At 69.6% G+C, this 19,425-nt stretch carries 16 protein-coding genes and 1 pseudogene; 4 read left to right on the top strand and 13 right to left on the bottom strand.

Going from position 1 to position 19,425, the window contains the following annotated elements; genetic code table 11:
- Nucleotides 1–88 precede the first annotated feature (88 nt).
- Nucleotides 89–1,450, bottom strand: coding sequence for a Pup--protein ligase (gene pafA, locus ACWDRW_RS16220; protein ID WP_093722625.1), 1,362 nt, complete (start codon nt 1,448–1,450; stop codon nt 89–91).
- 9 nt (nt 1,451–1,459) lie between these two features.
- Nucleotides 1,460–2,719: an MFS transporter gene (locus ACWDRW_RS16225; RefSeq protein ID WP_451723653.1), complete on the bottom strand. Its 1,260-nt coding sequence runs from the start codon at nt 2,717–2,719 to the stop codon at nt 1,460–1,462.
- A gap of 105 nt (nt 2,720–2,824) precedes the next feature.
- Here ACWDRW_RS16225 and ACWDRW_RS16230 point away from each other — a divergent pair, with 105 nt between their 5' ends.
- A complete protein-coding gene (locus ACWDRW_RS16230; RefSeq protein WP_451723655.1) occupies nt 2,825–3,841 on the top strand; it encodes a LacI family DNA-binding transcriptional regulator in 1,017 nt (338 codons plus the stop codon).
- Between the two features lie 60 nt (nt 3,842–3,901).
- Here the strand turns inward: ACWDRW_RS16230 and prcA are convergent, their stop codons facing one another.
- The 6 genes and pseudogenes from prcA to arc form a co-directional block, all read right to left on the bottom strand.
- Entirely contained in the window at nt 3,902–4,660 is a 759-nt protein-coding gene (gene prcA / locus ACWDRW_RS16235; RefSeq protein ID WP_451723657.1) for a proteasome subunit alpha, read from the bottom strand.
- A gap of 57 nt (nt 4,661–4,717) precedes the next feature.
- Entirely contained in the window at nt 4,718–5,563 is an 846-nt protein-coding gene (prcB, locus tag ACWDRW_RS16240) for a proteasome subunit beta (protein WP_451723658.1), read from the bottom strand.
- Nucleotides 5,515–5,637, bottom strand: a pseudogene (locus tag ACWDRW_RS16245) (endonuclease VII domain-containing protein); the annotation flags it as partial. The gene prcB and the pseudogene ACWDRW_RS16245, both read right to left, overlap by 49 nt.
- A 164-nt stretch (nt 5,638–5,801) precedes the next feature.
- A complete protein-coding gene (locus ACWDRW_RS16250) occupies nt 5,802–6,020 on the bottom strand; it encodes a ubiquitin-like protein Pup (protein WP_062722796.1) in 219 nt (72 codons plus the stop codon).
- A gap of 189 nt (nt 6,021–6,209) precedes the next feature.
- Nucleotides 6,210–7,721: a depupylase/deamidase Dop gene (gene dop / locus ACWDRW_RS16255; protein ID WP_451723659.1), complete on the bottom strand. Its 1,512-nt coding sequence runs from the start codon at nt 7,719–7,721 to the stop codon at nt 6,210–6,212.
- Nucleotides 7,722–7,955: 234 nt separating this feature from the next.
- The gene (gene arc / locus ACWDRW_RS16260; RefSeq protein ID WP_451723661.1) at nt 7,956–9,722 is read right to left on the bottom strand and encodes a proteasome ATPase; all 1,767 of its coding nucleotides are present in this window, start codon (nt 9,720–9,722) and stop codon (nt 7,956–7,958) included.
- 398 nt (nt 9,723–10,120) lie between these two features.
- On the opposite strand from arc, the gene ACWDRW_RS16265 reads away from it, so the two are divergent.
- The gene (locus ACWDRW_RS16265; protein ID WP_451723662.1) at nt 10,121–10,423 is read left to right on the top strand and encodes a ferredoxin; all 303 of its coding nucleotides are present in this window, start codon (nt 10,121–10,123) and stop codon (nt 10,421–10,423) included.
- Nucleotides 10,424–10,444: 21 nt separating this feature from the next.
- Here the strand turns inward: ACWDRW_RS16265 and ACWDRW_RS16270 are convergent, their stop codons facing one another.
- The 3 genes from ACWDRW_RS16270 to ACWDRW_RS16280 all read right to left on the bottom strand — a co-directional run bounded on the left by ACWDRW_RS16270 (nt 10,445) and on the right by ACWDRW_RS16280 (nt 13,940).
- On the bottom strand, nt 10,445–11,023 hold the full coding sequence (locus ACWDRW_RS16270) for a hypothetical protein (protein WP_451723664.1): 579 nt from the start codon (nt 11,021–11,023) through the stop codon (nt 10,445–10,447).
- A 224-nt stretch (nt 11,024–11,247) separates the two neighbouring features.
- Complete coding sequence (locus ACWDRW_RS16275) at nt 11,248–12,150, bottom strand: tRNA (adenine-N1)-methyltransferase (protein WP_451723665.1); 903 nt, start codon at nt 12,148–12,150, stop codon at nt 11,248–11,250.
- A 38-nt stretch (nt 12,151–12,188) separates the two neighbouring features.
- Entirely contained in the window at nt 12,189–13,940 is a 1,752-nt protein-coding gene (locus ACWDRW_RS16280; protein WP_451723667.1) for a site-2 protease family protein, read from the bottom strand.
- Between the two features lie 156 nt (nt 13,941–14,096).
- On the opposite strand from ACWDRW_RS16280, the gene ACWDRW_RS16285 reads away from it, so the two are divergent.
- Together ACWDRW_RS16285 and ACWDRW_RS16290 are read left to right on the top strand one after the other, a co-directional pair.
- Nucleotides 14,097–15,119: a RecB family exonuclease gene (locus tag ACWDRW_RS16285; RefSeq protein ID WP_451723669.1), complete on the top strand. Its 1,023-nt coding sequence runs from the start codon at nt 14,097–14,099 to the stop codon at nt 15,117–15,119.
- A gap of 14 nt (nt 15,120–15,133) precedes the next feature.
- The gene (locus tag ACWDRW_RS16290) at nt 15,134–15,805 is read left to right on the top strand and encodes a response regulator (protein WP_014671700.1); all 672 of its coding nucleotides are present in this window, start codon (nt 15,134–15,136) and stop codon (nt 15,803–15,805) included.
- Between the two features lie 70 nt (nt 15,806–15,875).
- Here ACWDRW_RS16290 and ACWDRW_RS16295 read toward each other — a convergent pair whose 3' ends face one another.
- On the bottom strand, nt 15,876–17,471 hold the full coding sequence (locus tag ACWDRW_RS16295) for an ABC transporter substrate-binding protein (protein WP_451723672.1): 1,596 nt from the start codon (nt 17,469–17,471) through the stop codon (nt 15,876–15,878).
- A gap of 68 nt (nt 17,472–17,539) precedes the next feature.
- Nucleotides 17,540–19,144, bottom strand: a complete 1,605-nt coding sequence (locus ACWDRW_RS16300; RefSeq protein ID WP_451723673.1) for an ABC transporter substrate-binding protein — start codon at nt 19,142–19,144, stop codon at nt 17,540–17,542.
- Nucleotides 19,145–19,425: the final 281 nt, after the last annotated feature.

The raw sequence follows: 19,425 nt of genomic DNA on the forward strand, positions 1-19,425 counted from the left end.
GCGCAACTCTACGGCGTGAGAAGGGCGCCGTACGGCAAACGTACGGCGCCCGTGTTGCGTTCCGGGGTTTGCGTCCGAAACGCGTCGCTCACATACCGGCGATCAGTTTCTCCACCCGGTCGTCCACGGAACGGAACGGGTCCTTGCACAACACAGTGCGCTGGGCCTGGTCGTTGAGCTTGAGGTGAACCCAGTCGACGGTGAAGTCCCGGCGCTGTTCCTGGGCCCTGCGGATGAAGTCGCCGCGCAGCCGGGCCCGAGTGGTCTGCGGCGGAACGGACTTGCCTTCGAAGATCTTCAAGTCGTTGCAGATCCGCGCTGCTTGACCCTTCTTCTCCAGCAGGTAGTACAGGCCACGACGGCGGTGGATGTCGTGGTAGGCGAGGTCTATCTGAGCGACCCGCGGATGCGACATCGTCATGTTGTGCTTGGCGCGATAGCGCTCGATGAGCTTGTACTTCATGACCCAGTCGATCTCGGTGCCGATGCGGTCGAGGTCCTCCGACTCGATCGCGTCCAGCGTGCGGCCCCACAGCTCCAGCACCTGCTCGACGGTTCCGGTGCGGATCCCGCGGCGCTCGCAGAAGTCCACGGCCTTCTCGTAGTACTCGCGCTGCACCTCCAGCGCGGAGGCCTCCCGGCCGCTGGCCAGACGCACCTTGCGCCGGCCGGTGATGTCGTGGCTGACCTCGCGGATGGCCCGGATCGGGTTCTCCAGGGTCAGGTCCCGCATCACCGTGCCCGCCTCGATCATGCGCAGCACCAGGTCGGTGGCGCCGACCTTGAGCAGCATGGTCGTCTCGGACATGTTGGAGTCGCCCACGATGACGTGCAGCCGGCGGTAGCGCTCGGCGTCCGCGTGCGGTTCGTCGCGGGTGTTGATGATGGGCCGGGAGCGGGTCGTCGCCGAGGAGACGCCCTCCCAGATGTGCTCCGCCCGCTGGCTCACGCAGTACACCGCTCCGCGCGGGGTCTGCAGCACCTTGCCCGCGCCGCACAGCAGCTGCCGTGTGACGAGGAACGGGATGAGGATGTCAGCGAGCCGGGAGAACTCCCCGTGCCGCGCCACCAGATAGTTCTCGTGGCAACCGTAGGAGTTGCCCGCCGAGTCGGTGTTGTTCTTGAAGAGGTAGACGTCGCCCGCGATTCCTTCCTCGTGCAGGCGTCGTTCGGCGTCCACCAACAGGCCTTCCAGAATGCGCTCGCCTGCCTTGTCGTGCGTGACCAGTTCGGTCACGTTGTCACATTCGGGTGTCGCGTATTCCGGATGTGACCCCACGTCGAGATAGAGGCGGGCGCCGTTCCGCAGAAAGACATTGCTGCTGCGGCCCCATGACACGACACGGCGGAAGAGGTACCGCGCCACCTCGTCAGGCGACAGGCGGCGCTGTCCCCTGAACGTGCACGTGACGCCGTACTCGTTCTCCAGCCCGAAAATGCGGCGGTCCATGACTGAACATTACGCCCGATCCCCCGAGCTGAAACGGGGTTCGACGGCACGGTTTGGATCATTTTCCGATGAAGCCGCAACGACCGCCGTCTGGGCGGGCGCCGCGAGGACCCGCCCCGTGGCCAGCAGGACCAGCAGGGACACGCCGCCCGCGACACCCGGAACGGCGAAACCCCACAGGGCCCCGCCCGCCTCGACGACCGGGCCGGTGAGCCCTGTTCCGACCGAGGCGCCGACCGTGAAGGTCGTCACGAGCCAGGAGAAGGCCTCGGTGACCGTCCCGCGCGGGGCGTGCCGGTCGACGAGCACAAACGCACAAGCGATGCAGGGTGCCAGGAAGACGCCGGACAGCACGGCCAGCAGCACCATGGGCACCGCGCCGGGCATCAGCATCAGCGGCAGGTAACACACCGCCAGAAGGGCCGTCAGGACGGTCAGTCGCCGCCCGGGCTCGCCCGCCCACTGCCGCGCCCCGTACACGGTGCCGCCGATCAGCGCCCCGAGCCCGAGGCCCGCCATCAGCCAGCCGTACACGGCGTCACCGCCGTTGTCGTCCGCGTACGGCACCGACGCGACCGTGATGGAGCCGAGCGCGATCCCCACGAACAGGAACGCGCCCAGCAGCGCCAGCAGTCCGGGCGACCGCAGCGCGCCCAGCCAGTGCGCCTCGCGCGGGGCCGAACGCCACGCGCGCGAGGGCGGCGAGAGCACCACCGAGAGCGCGCCGAGCACGCCTATGACGTTCAGGACGAGCAGTGCCGCCTGCGCCGACCACAGCGCGGTGCACAGCGTCACCAGCAACGGCCCGACGGTGAACATGACTTCCTGCGCCACGGCGTCCATGGCGTACGCCGTGTGCACCTGGTCCTCCTTGCCGAGGACCGAGGGCCACAGCGCCCGCAGGCCCCCCTCCAGGGGCGGCGTGAACAGCCCGGCGGCCGCCACGGCCGCATACGCGAGCGGCAGCGGCCCGATGCCCGCGACGGCGAAGACGGCCATCCCGAGCGCGGACACCACGGCGGCGGGCAGCTGCACCCGCGGCTGCCCGTGCAGGTCGACCAGCCTGCCGAGCAGCGGCTGTCCTACGGCGTTGGCGACGCCGTAGACGGCCGCGAGCACCCCGGCGAGGCTGTACGTGCCGCCCTCGGCGCGGACGAACAGCACGATCGCGATGGCGGCGGTGGCGTTCGGCAGCCGGCCCACCAGCGTGCCGACGAGCAGCCGCGTGGCGTGCCTCGCCCTGAGGATCTGCAGGTATCCCGCGGCCATGGACGACCACTCCTCGCCGAGACGGATGACGTTTTACGTATAACTTCCTTCGTCATACGTACCATGTGCGCTGTTCGGGAGTCCAGACGAAAGAGCGGGGAGACGGTGGCACGAGGCAGCACCCGCCCCACGAGCCGGGACGTCGCCCAGGCGGCCGGGGTGTCCCAGGCCGCGGTCTCCCTGGTGCTGGGCGACAAGTGGCGGGGCCGCGTCTCCGAAGCCACCGCCGAGCGGGTCCGCGCGGCCGCCCGGGAGCTCGGCTACCGGCCCAACCTGGCCGCCCGCAACCTGCGGCTCGGCCGCACCCGCACGGTGCTGCTCGTCGTCCCCGCCCTGACCACCGAGTTCTTCGCGGGCGTCTACACCGGCGCCGCCCGCGTGGCTGCCGAGAACGGCTTCGGCGTCGTCCTCTACCCCTCCCCCGAGGGCATCGGACCCGCCCGCGACCCCTTCGCCTCCGCCCAGGCCGCCCTGGACGGGGTCATCGCTTCCTCCATGGCCGCCGACGCCCTCACCGCCATCCGCGGCGACCAGCTCCCGCTCGTCATGCTGGACAGCGACCCGGCGGGCAGTCACGGCGCGGCCACCGTCAATCTCGACATCGCCGACGGCGTGCGCCAGATCGCCGAGCACCTGCTGGGCCTCGGCCACCGGCGCTTCCTGCACCTGGCGGCGGACGTCGCCTCCTGGACCTTCGAGGTCCGCGCCCGTGAGCTGCACGCGCGCGTGGCCGCCGTCCAGGACACCTCGCTGCGGACGGCCCGCGCACCGATCTCCATCGAGGGCGCCCAGCGCGCCGCCGAGGCCGCCCTCTCCGCCCCAGGGCCCCGGCCCACCGCCCTGATCTGCGACGACGACAAACTCGCGGCCGGCGCCTACAAAGCCGCCCGGCGCCTGGGCCTGAGCGTCCCCGAGGACCTCTCCGTCACCGGCCTCGACGACCTCGCCCTCGCGACCGCCATCGACCCCGAGCTGACGACCGTACGGCTCGACGCCGAACTCTTCGGCGAACGCGGCATGCGGGCCCTGCTGGCCGTCCTGGAGGGCCGTGAGCCGGAGGGCGGAGACATTCCCGTCGAACTGGTCGTCCGGGGCTCCACGGCCCCGCCAGGACCCTTCTGAACGCCCTGTGCCCCGGCCGAGCGGTCGGCCGGGGCACAGAAAGGGTGAGGCGGGGGCGGACTACTCCTCGTCGGAGCTCTCGGCGCCCTCGTCGGCGCTCTCGGCCTCGGTGGCCGCGCCGCCGGCCTCCAGCAGCCGGGCGAGCTGACGGCCGACGATCCGCTTGAACTTGCGCTGCTGCGGACGCGTACGGTCCAGCACCGCGACCTCGAGACGCTCGGCGGGGATCTCCCGCTGGGAGCCGTTGGACTCACGGGACAGCGCCTGCACGGCCAGCTTCAGGGCCTCGGCGAGGCTCATGCCGTCCTGGTGACGCTGATCCAGGTAGCTGCTGATCAGCTCGGCGTTGCCGCCGACCGCGACCGAGCCGTGCTCGTCCACGATCGAGCCGTCGTGCGGCAGCCGGTAGATCTGGTCGCCCTCGGGCGTCTCCCCGACCTCGGCGACGACCAGCTCCACCTCGTACGGCTTCTCCGCCGCGGAGGAGAAGATCGTGCCCAGCGTCTGGGCGTAGACGTTGGCCAGACCGCGAGCGGTGACGTCGTCACGGTCGTAGGTGTAGCCCCTCAGGTCGGCGTAGCGCACGCCGCCGATCCGCAGGTTCTCGTACTCGTTGTACTTGCCGGCGGCGGCGAAGCCGATCCGGTCGTAGATCTCGCTGAACTTGTGCAGCGCGCGGGACGGGTTCTCGCCGACGAACACGATGCCGTCGGCGTACTGCAGCACGACCAGGCTGCGACCGCGGGCGATGCCCTTGCGGGCGTACTCCGCCCGGTCGGCCATGGCCTGCTGGGGGGAGACATAGAACGGCGTCGACACCGGTTATCCGTCCCTTTCTGTGGAAGTCACTGGATCACCTTGCAAGAGGGCCTGCGGCTACAGCAGCGCGGCCCGCGGGCCGTCGGGCTGCTCCAGGCGCCGCTCCAGGATCGAGCGGGCGATCTCGGACGACTCCTCGTCGGTGAGCCGGCGGAAGCCGTCATCGGTGATCACGGTGACGATCGGGTAGATCCGGCGGGCGACATCGGGACCACCGGTCGCCGAGTCGTCGTCAGCCGCGTCGTACAGGGCCTGCACCACCAGCGTGGTGGCCTCGGCCTCGCTCAGGTCGTCACGGAAGAGCTTCTTCATGGCACCGCGCGCGAAGATCGAACCGGAGCCGGTGGCCGCGTAGCCCTGCTCCTCGGAACGGCCGCCGGTGACGTCGTAGGAGAAGATCCGGCCCTTGTCCCGGTCCACGTCGTAGCCCGCGAAGAGCGGCACCACCGCCAGCCCCTGCATGGCCATGCCCAGGTTGGAGCGGATCATGGTGGAGAGCCGGTTCGCCTTGCCCTCCAGCGACAGCTGGGCGCCCTCGACCTTCTCGAAGTGCTCCAGCTCCAGCTGGAAGAGCTTCACCATCTCCACGGCCAGACCGGCCGTGCCGGCGATGCCGACGGCCGAGTACTCGTCGGCCGGGAAGACCTTCTCGATGTCGCGCTGGGCGATGACGTTGCCCATGGTGGCGCGGCGGTCACCGGCGAGGACGACGCCCCCGGGGAAGGTCACGGCCACGATGGTCGTGCCGTGCGGCGCCTCGATCACGCCCTGCACGGGCGGCAGTTGACGCTTGCCGGGCAGCATCTCCGGCTGGTGCTCGGAGAGAAAGTCCATGAAGGACGAGGACCCAGGCGTCAGGAAGGCAGCTGGTAGACGCCCGGCGCCACGAGTGTTGGCTTCCACGAGTTTCCTTCCACGTAAGAGCAGTTGAAGCACGGTATGCCACGGACCCTACCCGTCTCGGGAGAGTGATCCACATCTGAGCCCGTGCCGTTCACAGGCCGCTTCGCCGCCGACGAAGACTGCCCGCGGCCCGACCCACCGGCACCGCGAGCAGCACTTCGCCGTCTGCTCCCCGGCCACACGCCACCCCGAACCCTGAGAGCCTGCTGGAGACCTTGGATTCAAAGGCGAAGGTGACCTACTGTCCACCCTTTTGAACGAAGGACCGCACGAAGTCCTCTGCGTTCTCCTCGAGTACGTCGTCGATCTCGTCCAGGACGGAGTCGACGTCGTCGCTCAGCTTCTCCTGGCGCTCCTTGAGGTCCTCCGAGGCCTGCGCCTCCGTCGCCTGCTCCTCGACCTCCTCCGTGGAGCGCGTGGCCTTCTGCTGTCCGCCGCCGGTGTCCTTGGTTGCCATATCCCTCACCCCGCTCAGTTCGCCCGACATGGTCGCCAGGTCGACATTCCTGCCGATCGGTGATGATCAGACCCTACAAGCCCGGTCTGACATCGGCCCCGCACTTTCCTCAACGTGCGGGGATCACCTCGATGATTCCCGGACGGCGGGTTTTCCACCCTGCCGGGACTTGCGCCCCCGGGTACCCGTTCAGCCGCCGGACAGCACCCTGACCAGGTCTTCCGCGGTACGGCAGCGGTCCAGGAGCTCCTTGACGTGATTTCGCGTTCCGCGAAGCGGTTCGAGGGTTGGAACGCGCTGGAGGGAGTCCCGGCCCGGCAGATCGAAGATCACGGAGTCCCAGGAGGCGGCCGCGACGTCATCGGCGTACTGCTCCAGACACCGCCCGCGGAAGTACGCGCGGGTGTCCTCCGGCGGCTTCGCCCGGGCCCTCTCGACCTCGGACTCGTCCAGCAGGCGCTTGATGCGCCCACGGGCCGCGAGACGGTTGTACAGGCCCTTCTCGGCGCGTACGTCGGCGTACTGGAGGTCCACCAGGTGCAGCCGGGCGGCGTCCCAGTCGAGGCTGTCGCGGCGCCGGTAGCCCTCCATCAGCTCCCGCTTGGCCACCCAGTCCAGCTCGCCGGCCAGGCTCATCGGGTCGTTCTCCAGCCGGTTGAGGGTGTCCTCCCAGCGGCTCAGGACGTCCTTGGTCTGGTCGTCGGCGTCGGCGCCGAAGCGCTCCTCGACGTACTTGCGGCTCAGCTCGTAGTACTCCATCTGGAGCTGGACCGCGGTGAGTGTCCGGCCGCTGCGGAGCGTGACCAGGCGCTTCAGGGACGGGTCGTGGGAGACCTGGTGGAGCGTGCGGACCGGCTGGTCGACGGCGAGGTCGACCGCGATGAAGCCGTCCTCGATCATCGACAGGACCAGGGCCGTCGTGCCGAGCTTGAGGTAGGTGGAGATCTCGGAGAGGTTCGCGTCGCCGATGATCACGTGCAGGCGACGGTACTTCTCGGCGTCCGCGTGCGGCTCGTCGCGGGTGTTGATGATCGGGCGCTTCAGCGTGGTCTCGAGGCCCACCTCGACCTCGAAGTAGTCGGCGCGCTGACTGAGCTGGAAGCCGTGCTCGTGGCCGTCCTGGCCGATGCCGACGCGGCCCGCTCCGGCGAAGACCTGACGGGAGACGAAGAAGGGCGTCAGGTGGCGCACGATGTCCGAGAAGGGGGTCTCCCGCTTCATCAGGTAGTTCTCGTGCGTGCCGTAGGAGGCGCCCTTGTTGTCGGTGTTGTTCTTGTAGAGGTGGATCGGCTGGGCGCCGGGCAGCTGGGCGGCGCGTTCCGCGGCCTCGGCCATGATCCGTTCGCCGGCCTTGTCCCAGAGGACCGCGTCCCGCGGGTTGGTCACCTCGGGGGAGCTGTACTCGGGGTGGGCGTGGTCGACGTAGAGCCGTGCGCCGTTGGTGAGGATGACATTGGCCAGGCCGATGTCCTCGTCGGTGAGCTGACTCGCGTCGGCGGCCTCGCGGGCGAGGTCGAAGCCTCGCGCGTCGCGCAGCGGGTTCTCCTCCTCGAAGTCCCAGCGGGCCCGGCGGGCCCGGTGCATCGCCGCCGCGTAGGCGTTGACGATCTGGGATGAGGTGAGCATGGCATTGGCGTTGGGGTGACCGGGGACGGAGATCCCGTACTCCGTCTCGATGCCCATCACTCGCCGTACGGTCATGCGGCCCTCCTTGCCCGGCGGCGTCCTCGGTCGGGGACGCTGCTCAAGTACCGCTGGCGCTCCGGTGCGTGTGCGGTGCCCGTCCCCGCACTGCGCGACTCGGCGGTACGGAAGAGCCTAGAACGCCTTTGCGCTGGTGGGGAGATCATTTGCGTCATTGCCTTGCTCCGGTCTTCGCCGCAAAAACAGTCGGCTGCGGGTACCCGCTGAGGGCACCCGCAGCCGCCCTGTCTTTTACAGGTACTGACCGGTGTTCGCCACCGTGTCGATGGAGCGTCCGGTGTCCGCGCCCTGCTTTCCGGTGATCAGGGTGCGGATGTAAACAATCCGCTCACCCTTCTTTCCGGAGATCCGGGCCCAGTCGTCCGGGTTGGTGGTGTTCGGCAGGTCCTCGTTCTCCTTGAACTCGTCCACGCAAGCCTGGAGGAGATGGGAGACGCGCAGACCCTTCTGGTTGTGCTCCAGGAAGTCCTTGATCGCCATTTTCTTGGCGCGCCCGACGATGTTCTCGATCATGGCGCCGGAGTTGAAGTCCTTGAAATACAGGACTTCCTTGTCTCCATTGGCGTAGGTGACTTCCAGGAAGCGGTTCTCCTCGGATTCGGCGTACATCTGTTCCACCGCGGTCTGGATCATTCCCTGGACCGTGGAACCCTTGTCGCCGCCGTGCTCACCGACGTCCTCGGGGTGCAGCGGGAGGCGCTCGGTGAGGTACTTGCCGAAGATGTCCTTCGCGGCCTCGGCGTCCGGACGCTCGATCTTGATCTTCACGTCCAGCCGGCCGGGGCGCAGGATGGCGGGGTCGATCATGTCCTCACGGTTGGAGGCACCGATCACGACCACGTTCTGCAGGCCCTCCACACCGTCGATCTCGGCGAGCAGCTGCGGGACGATCGTGTTCTCGACGTCCGAGCTGACTCCCGAGCCACGGGTACGGAAGAGGGACTCCATCTCGTCGAAGAAGACGATGACGGGGGTGCCCTCGGAGGCCTTCTCACGCGCACGCTGGAAGACGAGGCGGATCTGCCGCTCGGTCTCACCGACGTACTTGTTGAGCAGCTCGGGACCCTTGATGTTGAGGAAGAAGCTCTTGCCCTGGGCCTGGCCGGTGACCTCGGCGACCTTCTTGGCCAGCGAGTTGGCGACGGCCTTGGCGATGAGCGTCTTTCCGCATCCGGGGGGTCCGTAGAGCAGGACGCCCTTGGGCGGGCGCAGTTCGTGCTCCTTGAACAGGTCCGGGTAGAGGTAGGGGAGCTCGACCGCGTCGCGGATCATCTCGATCTGGTTGCCCAGACCGCCGATCTGCTCGTAGCCGATGTCCGGGACCTCTTCGAGGACGAGTTCCTCGACCTCGCTCTTGGGCACGATCTCGTAGACGTAGCCGGAGCGGGGTTCGAGCAGCAGGGCGTCGCCGGGACGGATGGTGACGTCCAGCAGCGGCTCGGCGAGCCGCACCACCCGTTCCTCGTCGGTGTGCCCGAGCACCAGGGCCCGCTCGCCGTCCTCGAGGATCTCCTTGAGGGTGACGATGTCCCCGACGCGCTCGAACTCCATGGCCTCCACCACGTTGAGCGCTTCGTTGAGCATGACTTCCTGGCCGCGGCGCAGGTCGTCGAGTTCCACGCTTGGGCTGACGTTCACCCGGAGTTTGCGTCCTCCGGTGAAGATGTCGGCCGTGCCGTCCTCGTTCGCCGTGAGGAAGACACCGAAGCCGGCCGGCGGCTGTGCGAGCCGGTCGACCTCCTCTTTGAGGGCCACGATCTGGTCGCGGGCCTCACGGAGCGTGTTGGCGAGTCGCTCGTTCTGGGCGGACACGCCGGCCAGGTTGGTCTGCAGCTCGACGATCCGCTCCTCGAGAATCCTCGTGTGTCGCGGAGAGTCGGCGAGCTTACGTCGCAGGACGGCGATCTCCTGCTCAAGGTAGGCAATCTGCCCGGCAGGGTCTTCGGACCCTCGTCCCGGGCGGATGCCGCGGTTCATGTCGTCGTCGTGGGCTGCCACGGTCCTCACCTCCTCCAAGGGGAGCTGGACGCTTCCAGACCCTACCTGGGTGGGTGTCGATTGAAACCCCTAGATCACAAAGACTGTCAAGGTGTGTCGTCGGCCACACCCTGAGCTGTTCTCACGCCGTCTGGATACCCACTCAACGTCTTCCGGAAGCGGGCTGTTCCTGGCCGGAGTAGTCAAACACCGTCGAGTTTGGCCGGAGTTGCGGTCGTGGGTACCTCGAGAGCGGCCCCGCGAGGGGCCGGAACCGCTGGTGCCGGGGGCGGATGCGGGCGGCAGCGACGGTGACGCACGGTGCGCGGGCGGGCGGAGCGCGTCACCGGCGGTGGGCGATCGCCGGTGGCGGGCCGGAGGTATGGTCGAGACGTCCCACACGGAGAACGGCAGGAGAGATGGACGTGGAGCAGGCGGCCGGTGTCGGCGAGGCGCTCGAGGTCTGGATCGACCAGGACCTCTGTACCGGCGACGGCATCTGCGCCCAGTACGCGCCCGAGGTGTTCGAGCTGGACATCGACGGGCTCGCCTACGTGAAGAGCGCGGACGACGAGCTCCTGCAGGACAAGGGCGCCACGACCCCCGTACCACTGCCGCTGCTCACCGATGTCGTGGACTCCGCCAAGGAGTGCCCCGGCGAGTGCATCCATGTGCGCCGGGTCGCGGACCGGGTCGAGGTGTACGGGCCCGACGCCCAGTGACGCCGCGGGCGCGGAGGGTCCTCAGACGCTCCGCGCTCCAGCGGGGGTCGAGCGGACGAACGTACCGTTGTCCCACCGCCATTTCGCGCGGTCGGTGACGTCGGGGCAGCAACTGGGCACGTCGGACGACGAGTAGCCGAGCAGGGTCGCCACGACGGCTCCGTCCCGCACGGCGAACTCGCTGACGGTCTGGCGGTCCTTCGGGTCGACGAGGGTGGCCACGACCCGGGGACGCTCGGCGTCGCTCGCGCGCGTGAGGACGTACACGCCGTCCGGCGGGGTGCCCATGGGGGCGTCGCAGTGCACGACGGCCACGGTCTCCGGGCGGCCGTCGCCGTCGAGGTCCCCGGACCCCTTCTTGACCACGACCGCCTTCACGGGGCCGCATTCGAGGCCGAAGTCCACGCCTTTGGTGTCGGGCGCCGCGACGGCGGCGGGTGCGCTCCTCGGCGCCGTGCCCGAACCCTGGGCCGCGTTGGCCGCGTCCGGTTGCAGGACCGAGGAGAGGGCCACGACGCCGGCCAGCGCGGTGGCGGTCGCGACCCAGTGGATCGGACGGGTGTGCGTGTGTGCCAGTTCCGGGACGGCGGAGTGCTGCACTAGGAGTGTCTCCCGTGAGGGCTGTGCCGGTGGGGGTGCCAGGCATCGTGCCACACGTCACACCGTGGGGGAACGGCGGGGTGCGCAGTTCGCGTGCTGCTTCGAATGCCGCTGCGCCGGGCCAGGTGGCAGGCCGTCAGCGAAAAGGCGCCGTGGCCGAGTTCCCGGTGTTCCGGGGGAACTCGGCCACGGCGCCGTTACGTTGTACGCGGCACGGGGCCGCCTCAGCGGCCGGAGCCGCCGTCGGCGTTGGGCCCCGCGTAGTCCTCGCCGTAGGCGCCCTTGGCGGGGCGTCGACGGCGCATGGGCGGCTCGACCCCGTCGGCGAGACGGCGGGCGGTGAGCAGGAAGCCGGTGTGGCCGATCATCCGGTGGTCCGGACGGACGGCCAGGCCCTCGATGTGCCAGTTGCGGATCATCGTCTCCCAGGCGGTCGGCTCGTTGAAGGAGCCGATCTCGCGGATGGACTCCACGGTCCGGGCGAGCTGGGTGGTGGTGGCGACGTAGCAGCACAGGATGCCGCCGGGGACGAGCGCCTTGGAGACGGCCTCCAGGCACTCCCACGGGGCGAGCATGTCGAGGATGACGCGGTCCACGTCCGTGTCGCTCAGGTTGTCCTGGAGGTCGCCGACGGTGAGCTGCCAGGCGGGGTGCGGGCCGCCGAAGTAGCGCTCCACGTTCGCCTGCGCGATCTCCGCGAAGTCCTCGCGGCGCTCGTAGGAGTGCAGCATGCCCTGGTCGCCGATGGCCCGCAGCAGGAAGCTGCTCAGCGAGCCGGAGCCGACGCCGGCCTCGACGACGCGCGCGCCGGGGAAGATGTCGGCGAAGGCGAGGATCTGCCCCGCGTCCTTCGGGTAGACGACGGCTGCCCCGCGGGGCATGGACAGGACGTAGTCGGGGAGCAGGGGGCGCAGCGCGAGGTAGGCGACGTTCCCGGTGGTGCGGACAACGCTGCCCTCGGGAGCGCCGATCAGTTCGTCGTGGGGGAAGGAACCCTTGTGGGTGTGGAAGTTCTTCCCGGCCTCGAGCGTGAACGTGTAGTGGCGGCCCTTGGGGTCGGTCAGCTGAACCTGGTCCCCGACCTTGAAGGGCCCGCGCCTGCGGGCGGCACCGGTCGGTTCGGACATGTGAACAGCCTACCGGGGTTTACCGGGGCCGCCGACCACTAGGAGGGGCGGGCCATGGCCTTGACGAAGGCGCGCTCCACGTCGGCGGCGGACAGGACGCCGTAGATCTCGCCGGTCTCCTCCACCACCAGGTACTCGGTGGCCGGGGTGGCCCTCAGGGCGTCCAGGAGGTCCTCCCCCGCCAGTTCCGCCGAGACGCGCATGCCGTCCGTGAGGTCCTGGGCGAGGCCGCTGACGGCGACCCAGGGGCGCCGGTGCTCGGGAACGCCGACGATGGCGGCCTCGCGGACGAGGGAGAGGGGGGCGCCGTCGGCGTCGACGACGACCAGGGCGCGGGCGCCGGCGGCGTTGGCGCGGCGCAGGGCCTCGGAGAGCGGGGTGTCCGACTCCACGGGGACGGCGCGGCGGGTGAGGGCGCGGGCGCGGAGTTCGGGCAGGTGTTCGCGCAGTCGGGCCATGCGGAGGCTGTTGCCTGCGCCGGTCCAGATGATCGCGGCGAGGATGGCGGCCAGCAGGGCGTCCATCACGGTGTCCATGCCGACGTTGTCCTCGGCGTCGGCGCCGAGAGCCCCGGACTGGGTGAGCAGCGGGAGCCCGACGAGGACGGAGACGGCGAGGGCGCGGCCGACCCAGGCGGCGGCGACGGTGCCGCTCATGGGCTTGCCGGTGATCTTCCAGACGACCGCGCGGAGCATACGGCCGCCGTCGAGGGGGAGGCCGGGCAGGAGGTTGAAGGCGGCGACGATGAGGTTGGAGATCATCAGGCCGGCCAGCAGGACACCGGGGACGGTGCCGGGTTCCACGGTCTGCATGGCGGCGTAGAAGACGCCGGCGAGGACCAGGGAGAGCAGGGGGCCCACGAAGGCCAGGACGAACTCGCGCCCCGGGGTGTCGGACTCCTTCTCGATCTCCGAGACCCCGCCGAAGAACTGGAGCTGGATGCGGCGGACGGGGAGCTTGAAGCGGAGGGCGGCGACGGTGTGGGCGAGTTCGTGGACGAGGACGGAGGCGTAGAAGGCGACCGCGAAGAAGAGGGAGACGAGATAGCGGGCGGCGCCGAGCTCGGGGAGCACGCGGTCCAGCTGGCCGCCGAAGACCCAGGTGATCAGGGCGGCGACGAGGAACCAGCTGGGGGCGACGTAGACGGGTACGCCGAAGGGGCGGCCCATGAGCAGTCCGCCACGCGGCTCCGGGGGCTTCGGGGGGCGGGGGTGTGCTCCGGTGGTCTCGGCGCCCCCGTCGGCCTTCCGCTTCCCACCGGCCGCGTCCGGCGCCCGGTCCTCGCCCTGCCGCGACGTCCCGGCCCAGCCCCGGTCCCCGCTCCGCCCGGTCGCCTCACCCCAGACCGAGGGACGCTCCTCGTGGCCCCGGTCGGGCTGCTCTTCGCGGGCCGGCGCGTCATCCCGGCCGGACGTCTCACCGCCGCGGGGCGCCTCGCCCGGCCGCTCGTCACCGCCCGGCACACCCTCCCGGCCGGGCGTCCGCCCGCCGCCGGACTGCGCACCGCCGCGGGGCGCCTCGCCCGGGTCAGGTGTCCGGGCTCCGCCCGGCTGCTCCTCGTTGCGCGGCGCCTCGTCGCGGCCCGCGGTCTCGGCCCTTTCCGGCCGCTCGTCGGCGCGCTGTGCCTCGTCGCCGTCCGATGTGTCGTTCTTCGGGGGGTGTTCGTTCCGTGGGGTCGCCGAGGGGTCGGGGGCGGGGGGTGGCGTGGGCGGGGTCGATGGTGGTGCGTGGTGCTGGGTCGGCTGCTCGGTGCCGGACCGCGGCTGCCCGCTCCCGCCGCTCTCGTCCACGGTGTCCCCTCGTTCGAAGCGTCTTCCGCGCCTGCCGTGCGGAAGGGTCTCGGGTCGATGGTATGCGGCCCTCGCGACGCCTTCCGCCCCGGCACCCCCTGTGTTCGTCCGATGACGGTCGGGTGACTGTCAGTGGCGGGCCGTAAGGTCTGGGGCATGGAGACGAGCACGGAGGACGTGGAGCCGTCGGTGGCGGGCGAGGCCACCTCGACGGCGGGGGACGGGGCGACGGAGCGGCGGGCGGTGCCCACCGCCATAGCGCCCGCCTCCCTCTCGCCCTCGCGCGCCGGTGACTTCATGCAGTGCCCGTTGCTGTACCGGTTCCGGGTGATCGACCGGCTCCCGGAGAAGCCCAGCGAGGCGGCGACCCGGGGCACCCTGGTGCACGCCGTGCTGGAGCGGCTCTTCGACGCCCCGGCGTCCGAGCGCACCGCCCCCCGCGCCAAGTCACTGATCCCCGGGCAGTGGGACCGGCTGCGCGAGTCCCGGCCGGAGATCCAGGAGCTGTTCGCCGACGATCCGGAGGGTGAGCGGCTCGCGCGGTGGCTCGGTCAGGCCGAGCAGCTCGTGGAGCGGTGGTTCACGCTCGAGGACCCGACCCGTCTGGAGCCGGCCGAGCGCGAGCTGTTCGTGGAGGCCGAGCTGGACTCGGGGCTGCGGCTGCGCGGGATCATCGACCGGGTCGACGTGGCGCCGACCGGCGAGGTGCGGATCGTCGACTACAAGACGGGCAAGGCGCCCCGGCCCGAGTACGCCGAGGGCGCGCTGTTCCAGATGAAGTTCTACGCGCTCGTGGTCTGGCGGCTGAAGCACGTGGTGCCGCGCCGGCTCCAGCTCGTCTATCTCGGCAGCGGGGACGTCCTGACGTACGACCCGGTCCTCGCCGATCTGGAGCGGGTCGAGCGCAAGCTGCTCGCGCTGTGGGAGGCGATCAGGCTCGCGACCGAGACGGGCGACTGGCGCCCGAGGCCGACCAAGTTGTGCGGCTGGTGCGACCACCAGGCCCACTGCCCGGAGTTCGGCGGCACTCCCCCGCCCTACCCGCTGCCGCTGTCGGTACGAGGCCCCGAACCCGACGCCCCCACGGATCCGTTGGCCGTCCCGGGGACGGAGGGCCACGAGATCGTCAGGGCAGTCGAGTCGGGCGTGGAGGCGCAGGGCAGAATGGGGCCGGACTAGCGAAGGAGACTTACGTGGCCATCCGCGTCCTACTGGTCGACGACCAGCCGCTGCTGCGTACCGGCTTCCGGATGATCCTGGAGGCGGAGCAGGACATCGCGGTCGTGGGTGAGGCCGGAGACGGCCTGCAGGCTCTCGACCAGGTACGGGCCCTGCAGCCCGATGTGGTTCTGATGGACATCCGCATGCCGCGGATGGACGGGGTCGAGGCGACCCGGCAGATCACCGGCCCCGGGCGGGACGGCCCGGCGAAGGTGCTGGTCCTCACCACCTTCGACCTCGACGAGTACGTCGTGGAGGCGTTGCGGGCCGGCGCCAGCGGCTTCCTGCTCAAGGACGCGCCGGCGAACGAACTCGTGCAGGCCATTCGTGTCGTGGCCGCCGGAGAGGCGATGCTCGCGCCCAGCATCACCCGTCGGCTGCTCGACAAGTACGCCACGCATCTGCCCTCCGGCGAGGAGCCCGTCCCGGACACCCTGCACACCCTCACCGACCGTGAGGTGGAGGTGCTGAAGCTGGTGGCGCGCGGGCTGTCGAACGCCGAGATCGCCGCGGATCTGTTCGTCAGCGAGACCACCGTCAAGACGCACGTCGGGCACGTCCTGACCAAGCTGGGGCTGCGCGACCGGGTGCAGGCCGCCGTGTACGCGTACGAGAGCGGGCTCGTGCGCCCCGGCGCTCAGTAGGAGTTTGACGGCAATACACGCGAAGGGCGCCCGACTTCCCCGAAGGGAAGCGGGCGCCCTGTGCGTCGGGTCAGTCGCTGCTCTTGCTGAGCTCCCAGAAGCGGAACACCGTCGAGGCGTCGAGGCAGGACTCGAGGCCGTAGACGTTGTCCCGGACGACCGCGTACTGCTTGGCCTGCCAGACCGGCAGGATGGGCAGTTCCGCGGCCACGATGTCCTGGAGGCGGCCGTAGTCCTCCTCCGTCGCGGTGCGGTCGCTCTGGGCGCCGGTACGCGGGATCAGCGTGCCGGTGATGGTGTCGTTGCTGTAGTTGTTGCCCAGCACGTTGCCCTTGCCGAAGAACGGCGACGTGAAGTTGTCGGCGTCCGGGTAGTCCGGGATCCAGCCCTTCACGTACACGCCGTACTTGCCGGCCTCGATGTCCTGCTCGTACTGGTCGTACGCGACGGACTTCACGTCGGCGTCGAACAGGCCGCTGGCGTTGAGCTGTCCGGCGATCGCCTTCAACTCCTGGTCGGTGGCCGGGCCGTAGCGCGACGGGGTCGACCAGAGCGTCAGCTTCACCTTGTCGCTGATGCCCTCGGAGGCCAGTGCCGCCGCGGCCTTGGCCTTGGAGGGCCGCTCGCCGTAGGTGTCGAAGAAGGCGGTGTTGTGGCCGCCGATGCCCGCCGGGATGATCGAGTACAGCGGGGTGGCGGTGCCCTGGTAGACGTCCTCGATGAGGGCGTCGCGGTCGAGCAGGTAGGCGATGGCCTTGCGGACCCCGAGCTTTCCGGTCACCGGGTCGTCCATGTTGAAGACCAGGTGCTGCACCTCGGCGCCGGTGCCGTCGACGAGCTCGATGCCGGAGCTGGAGCTGTCGTCGGCCTTCTCGGTCTCGGCGATGTCGGCGGCGCTCAGGCCTCGGTAGGCGATGTCGACGTCGCCGTCGAGCAGCGCGGTCTTCAGGGCCGCACGGTCGCCCTTGTAGAACTTCATGGTGACGCCGGAGTTCTTGACCTCGGCGGCGCTGCCCGTGTAGTGCTCGTTGACCGAGAAGACGGCCTCGTCCTCGCTGAACGAGTCGAGCTTGTAGGGGCCGGAGCCGACCGCCTGGCCGTCCTCGCGCAGACCGTCCGCGTCGTACTGGCGGTGGTCGACGATGGAGCCGGCGCCGGAGGCGATCTTGCTCGGGAAGGTGGCGTCCGGGGTGTTCAGCCGGAAGACGACCGTCTTCTCGTCCGGGGTCTCGACCTTGTCCAGCATCGGGAACATGATCGCGGGACCGGCGTCGTCGTTGATGTTCAGCATGCGGTCGAACGAGAACTTGACGTCCTCCGAGGTGAGCGAGTCACCGTTGCTGAACTTCAGACCGTCCTTCAGCGTGCACTTGTACACCTTCGTCGAGGTGTCGGTGAACGCGCACGACTCGGCCGCGTCGGGCTCGGGGTCGGTGCCGCCCTTGGGGAAGCTGAGCAGGGACTGGAAGACGTTGTTGAACAACAGCCACGAGCCCGGGTCGTAGCCTGAGGCCGGGTCGGTGGCGAGGACGTCGTCGGACATCCCCACGACCACGGCGGTGCCGTCGCTCGCGGAGCCGCCGGTCTCCGTGCCGCAGCCGGTCAGCAGGCCGGAGGCCAGCCCCGCCACTACGGGCAGGACCGGCCACTGGTTGCGCATGTTCACGTGCAGGTGCCTTGTCGTCGGTATCGGTAATCGGGGCCGCCGTCCCGACGGCCCGGGCACGGGAGACGTCAGCCGCTCACGCCACGGCCGAGCTCCCACAACTGAAGGGTGGAGGACGAGTTGAGCGCGTACGCGGTACCCGTGACGTCGTCGCGGGCGGCGACGTACTGCTTGCCCTGCCACAACGGGAGCACGGGCACGTCCTCGGCGACGATGTCCTGGATCTCGGTCAGGCTGTCGACCGCGGACTGGCGGTCGGCCTCGCGCCGGGAGTCCGGGATCAGGGAGTTGCGGATCTCGCTGTTCGCGTACGGCGAGCCGAGGAAGTTGTCCTTGTCGAGGAACGGGGCGAGGTAGTTGTCGGCGTCCGGGAAGTCGGGGAACCAGCCCATGCCGTAGACGTCGTACTCGCCCTTCTGCTCGGCGGGACGGAAGGTCTCCCAGGGGGTGCCCTTGACACTGACGTCGAACAGGCCGCTGGAGTTGAGCTGCTCCTTCAGCAGCTCGAACTCCTTCTCGGTGCCCGCGCCGTAGTGGTCGGTGGTGTAGTGCAGCGTCAGCTTCACCGGGGTGGTGACGTTCGCCTCGGCGAGCAGGGCCTTGGCCTTGGCGGTGCTGGGCTCGCCGTAGGTGTTGAAGAACGCGTTGGAGTGGCCGGTGAGGCTGGCCGGGACCAGCGAGTACAGCGGCTCGGCCTGGGTGCCGTAGACCTTGCTGACCAGTTCGCTGCGGTTGATGACCTGGGCCATCGCCTGGCGGACGGCCTTGCTCTTGACGCTCGGGGCCTCGGTGTTGAAGCCCAGGTAGCGGATCTCCAGGCCGGACATCTCGACCAGGTCGACCTCGCTGTCGGAGGCCGTGGACAGCCTCTGGATCTGCTCGGGCGACATGGTGCGGGTCATCAGGTCGATGTCGCCCTTCTCGATGGCGGCGCTCATGGCGTCGGCGTCGGCGAAGGAGCGCAGCTCGACCTTGTCGTTGTTCACCTTCAAGGTCCCCGTGTAGTTGGGGTTCTTGGTGAACACGGCCTTGACCAGCTTGCCGTCGCTCTCCTCGGCCTGGAAGGTGTACGGACCCGAGCCGTCCACCTCGAAGCCCTCGCGGAGCTTGTCCTTGGCGTACGCGTCCTGGTCGACGATGCCCGCGACCGGCGTGGAGAGCTTGTACGGGAAGGTGGCGTCGGCGGTCTTCAGGTGGAAGATGACCTCGCGGTCGCCCTTGGTCTCGACGGTGTCGACGGTGGAGAGCAGGGCGAAGACGCCGCCTGCGTCCTTGATCCTGAGCGCGCGGTCGATGGAGTACTTCACATCGGCCGCGGTGATCGCGTCGCCGTTGGCGAACTTCAGGCCCTCGCGCAGGGTGCAGGCGTAACGCTCGTTGCCGGTGTCGGTGAAGCCGCAGCGCTCGGCGGCCTCGGGCACGGGCTCGCCCTCGCCGCGCGGCTGGATCATCAGCGTCTGCACGGTCTGGCGCAGGATGTTCCAGGTGCCGACGTCGTAGGCGGCCGCCGGGTCGAGCGGGGCCGGGGCGTCACTCGAGGCCGTGAACTCGTCCGTGGTACCGACGACGATCGCGTCCCCACCGCCGCTGCCGCTGTCCGATCCGCCGCAGGCGGCGAGAACCGGGGCCAGCAGGCCGATGACGGCCGGCAGCACCAAAGTCTTGCGGTTCATGCTCGAGTTTCTCCAGAGCTGTCACGTCCGTGTACCCGGCATGCAGGGGTGTTGCGGCGGATCACGGCGATAAGGGGGATGTTCTCCCGATGAGATTAGTCGGCGTCCCGAGGACCCCTCGCGGCCACCGGAGTTGGGCCTCCATCACGCTGCGAAACCGGGCGTGGACGCACCGAAAAACCGACAGCGGAAGGATTCGTGCAGCATCTCCCCAATCAGGACACAAAGACGCCCAGTTGGGGCCCCAAAGGGGGTGAACAGCACATGGGGTGCGACCTGTC

The organism is Streptomyces sp. NPDC003635, assembly GCF_053587635.1.

Coding starts and splice junctions, on each gene's coding strand:
- pafA (WP_093722625.1), bottom strand. CDS start 1,450: ATGGACCGCCGCATTTTCGGGCTGGAGAACGAGTACGGCGTCACGTGC.
- ACWDRW_RS16225 (WP_451723653.1), bottom strand. CDS start 2,719: ATGGCCGCGGGATACCTGCAGATCCTCAGGGCGAGGCACGCCACGCGG.
- ACWDRW_RS16250 (WP_062722796.1), bottom strand. CDS start 6,020: ATGGCAACCAAGGACACCGGCGGCGGACAGCAGAAGGCCACGCGCTCC.
- dop (WP_451723659.1), bottom strand. CDS start 7,721: ATGACCGTACGGCGAGTGATGGGCATCGAGACGGAGTACGGGATCTCC.
- ACWDRW_RS16265 (WP_451723662.1), top strand. CDS start 10,121: ATGGACGTGGAGCAGGCGGCCGGTGTCGGCGAGGCGCTCGAGGTCTGG.
- ACWDRW_RS16275 (WP_451723665.1), bottom strand. CDS start 12,150: ATGTCCGAACCGACCGGTGCCGCCCGCAGGCGCGGGCCCTTCAAGGTC.
- ACWDRW_RS16285 (WP_451723669.1), top strand. CDS start 14,097: ATGGAGACGAGCACGGAGGACGTGGAGCCGTCGGTGGCGGGCGAGGCC.
- ACWDRW_RS16300 (WP_451723673.1), bottom strand. CDS start 19,144: ATGAACCGCAAGACTTTGGTGCTGCCGGCCGTCATCGGCCTGCTGGCC.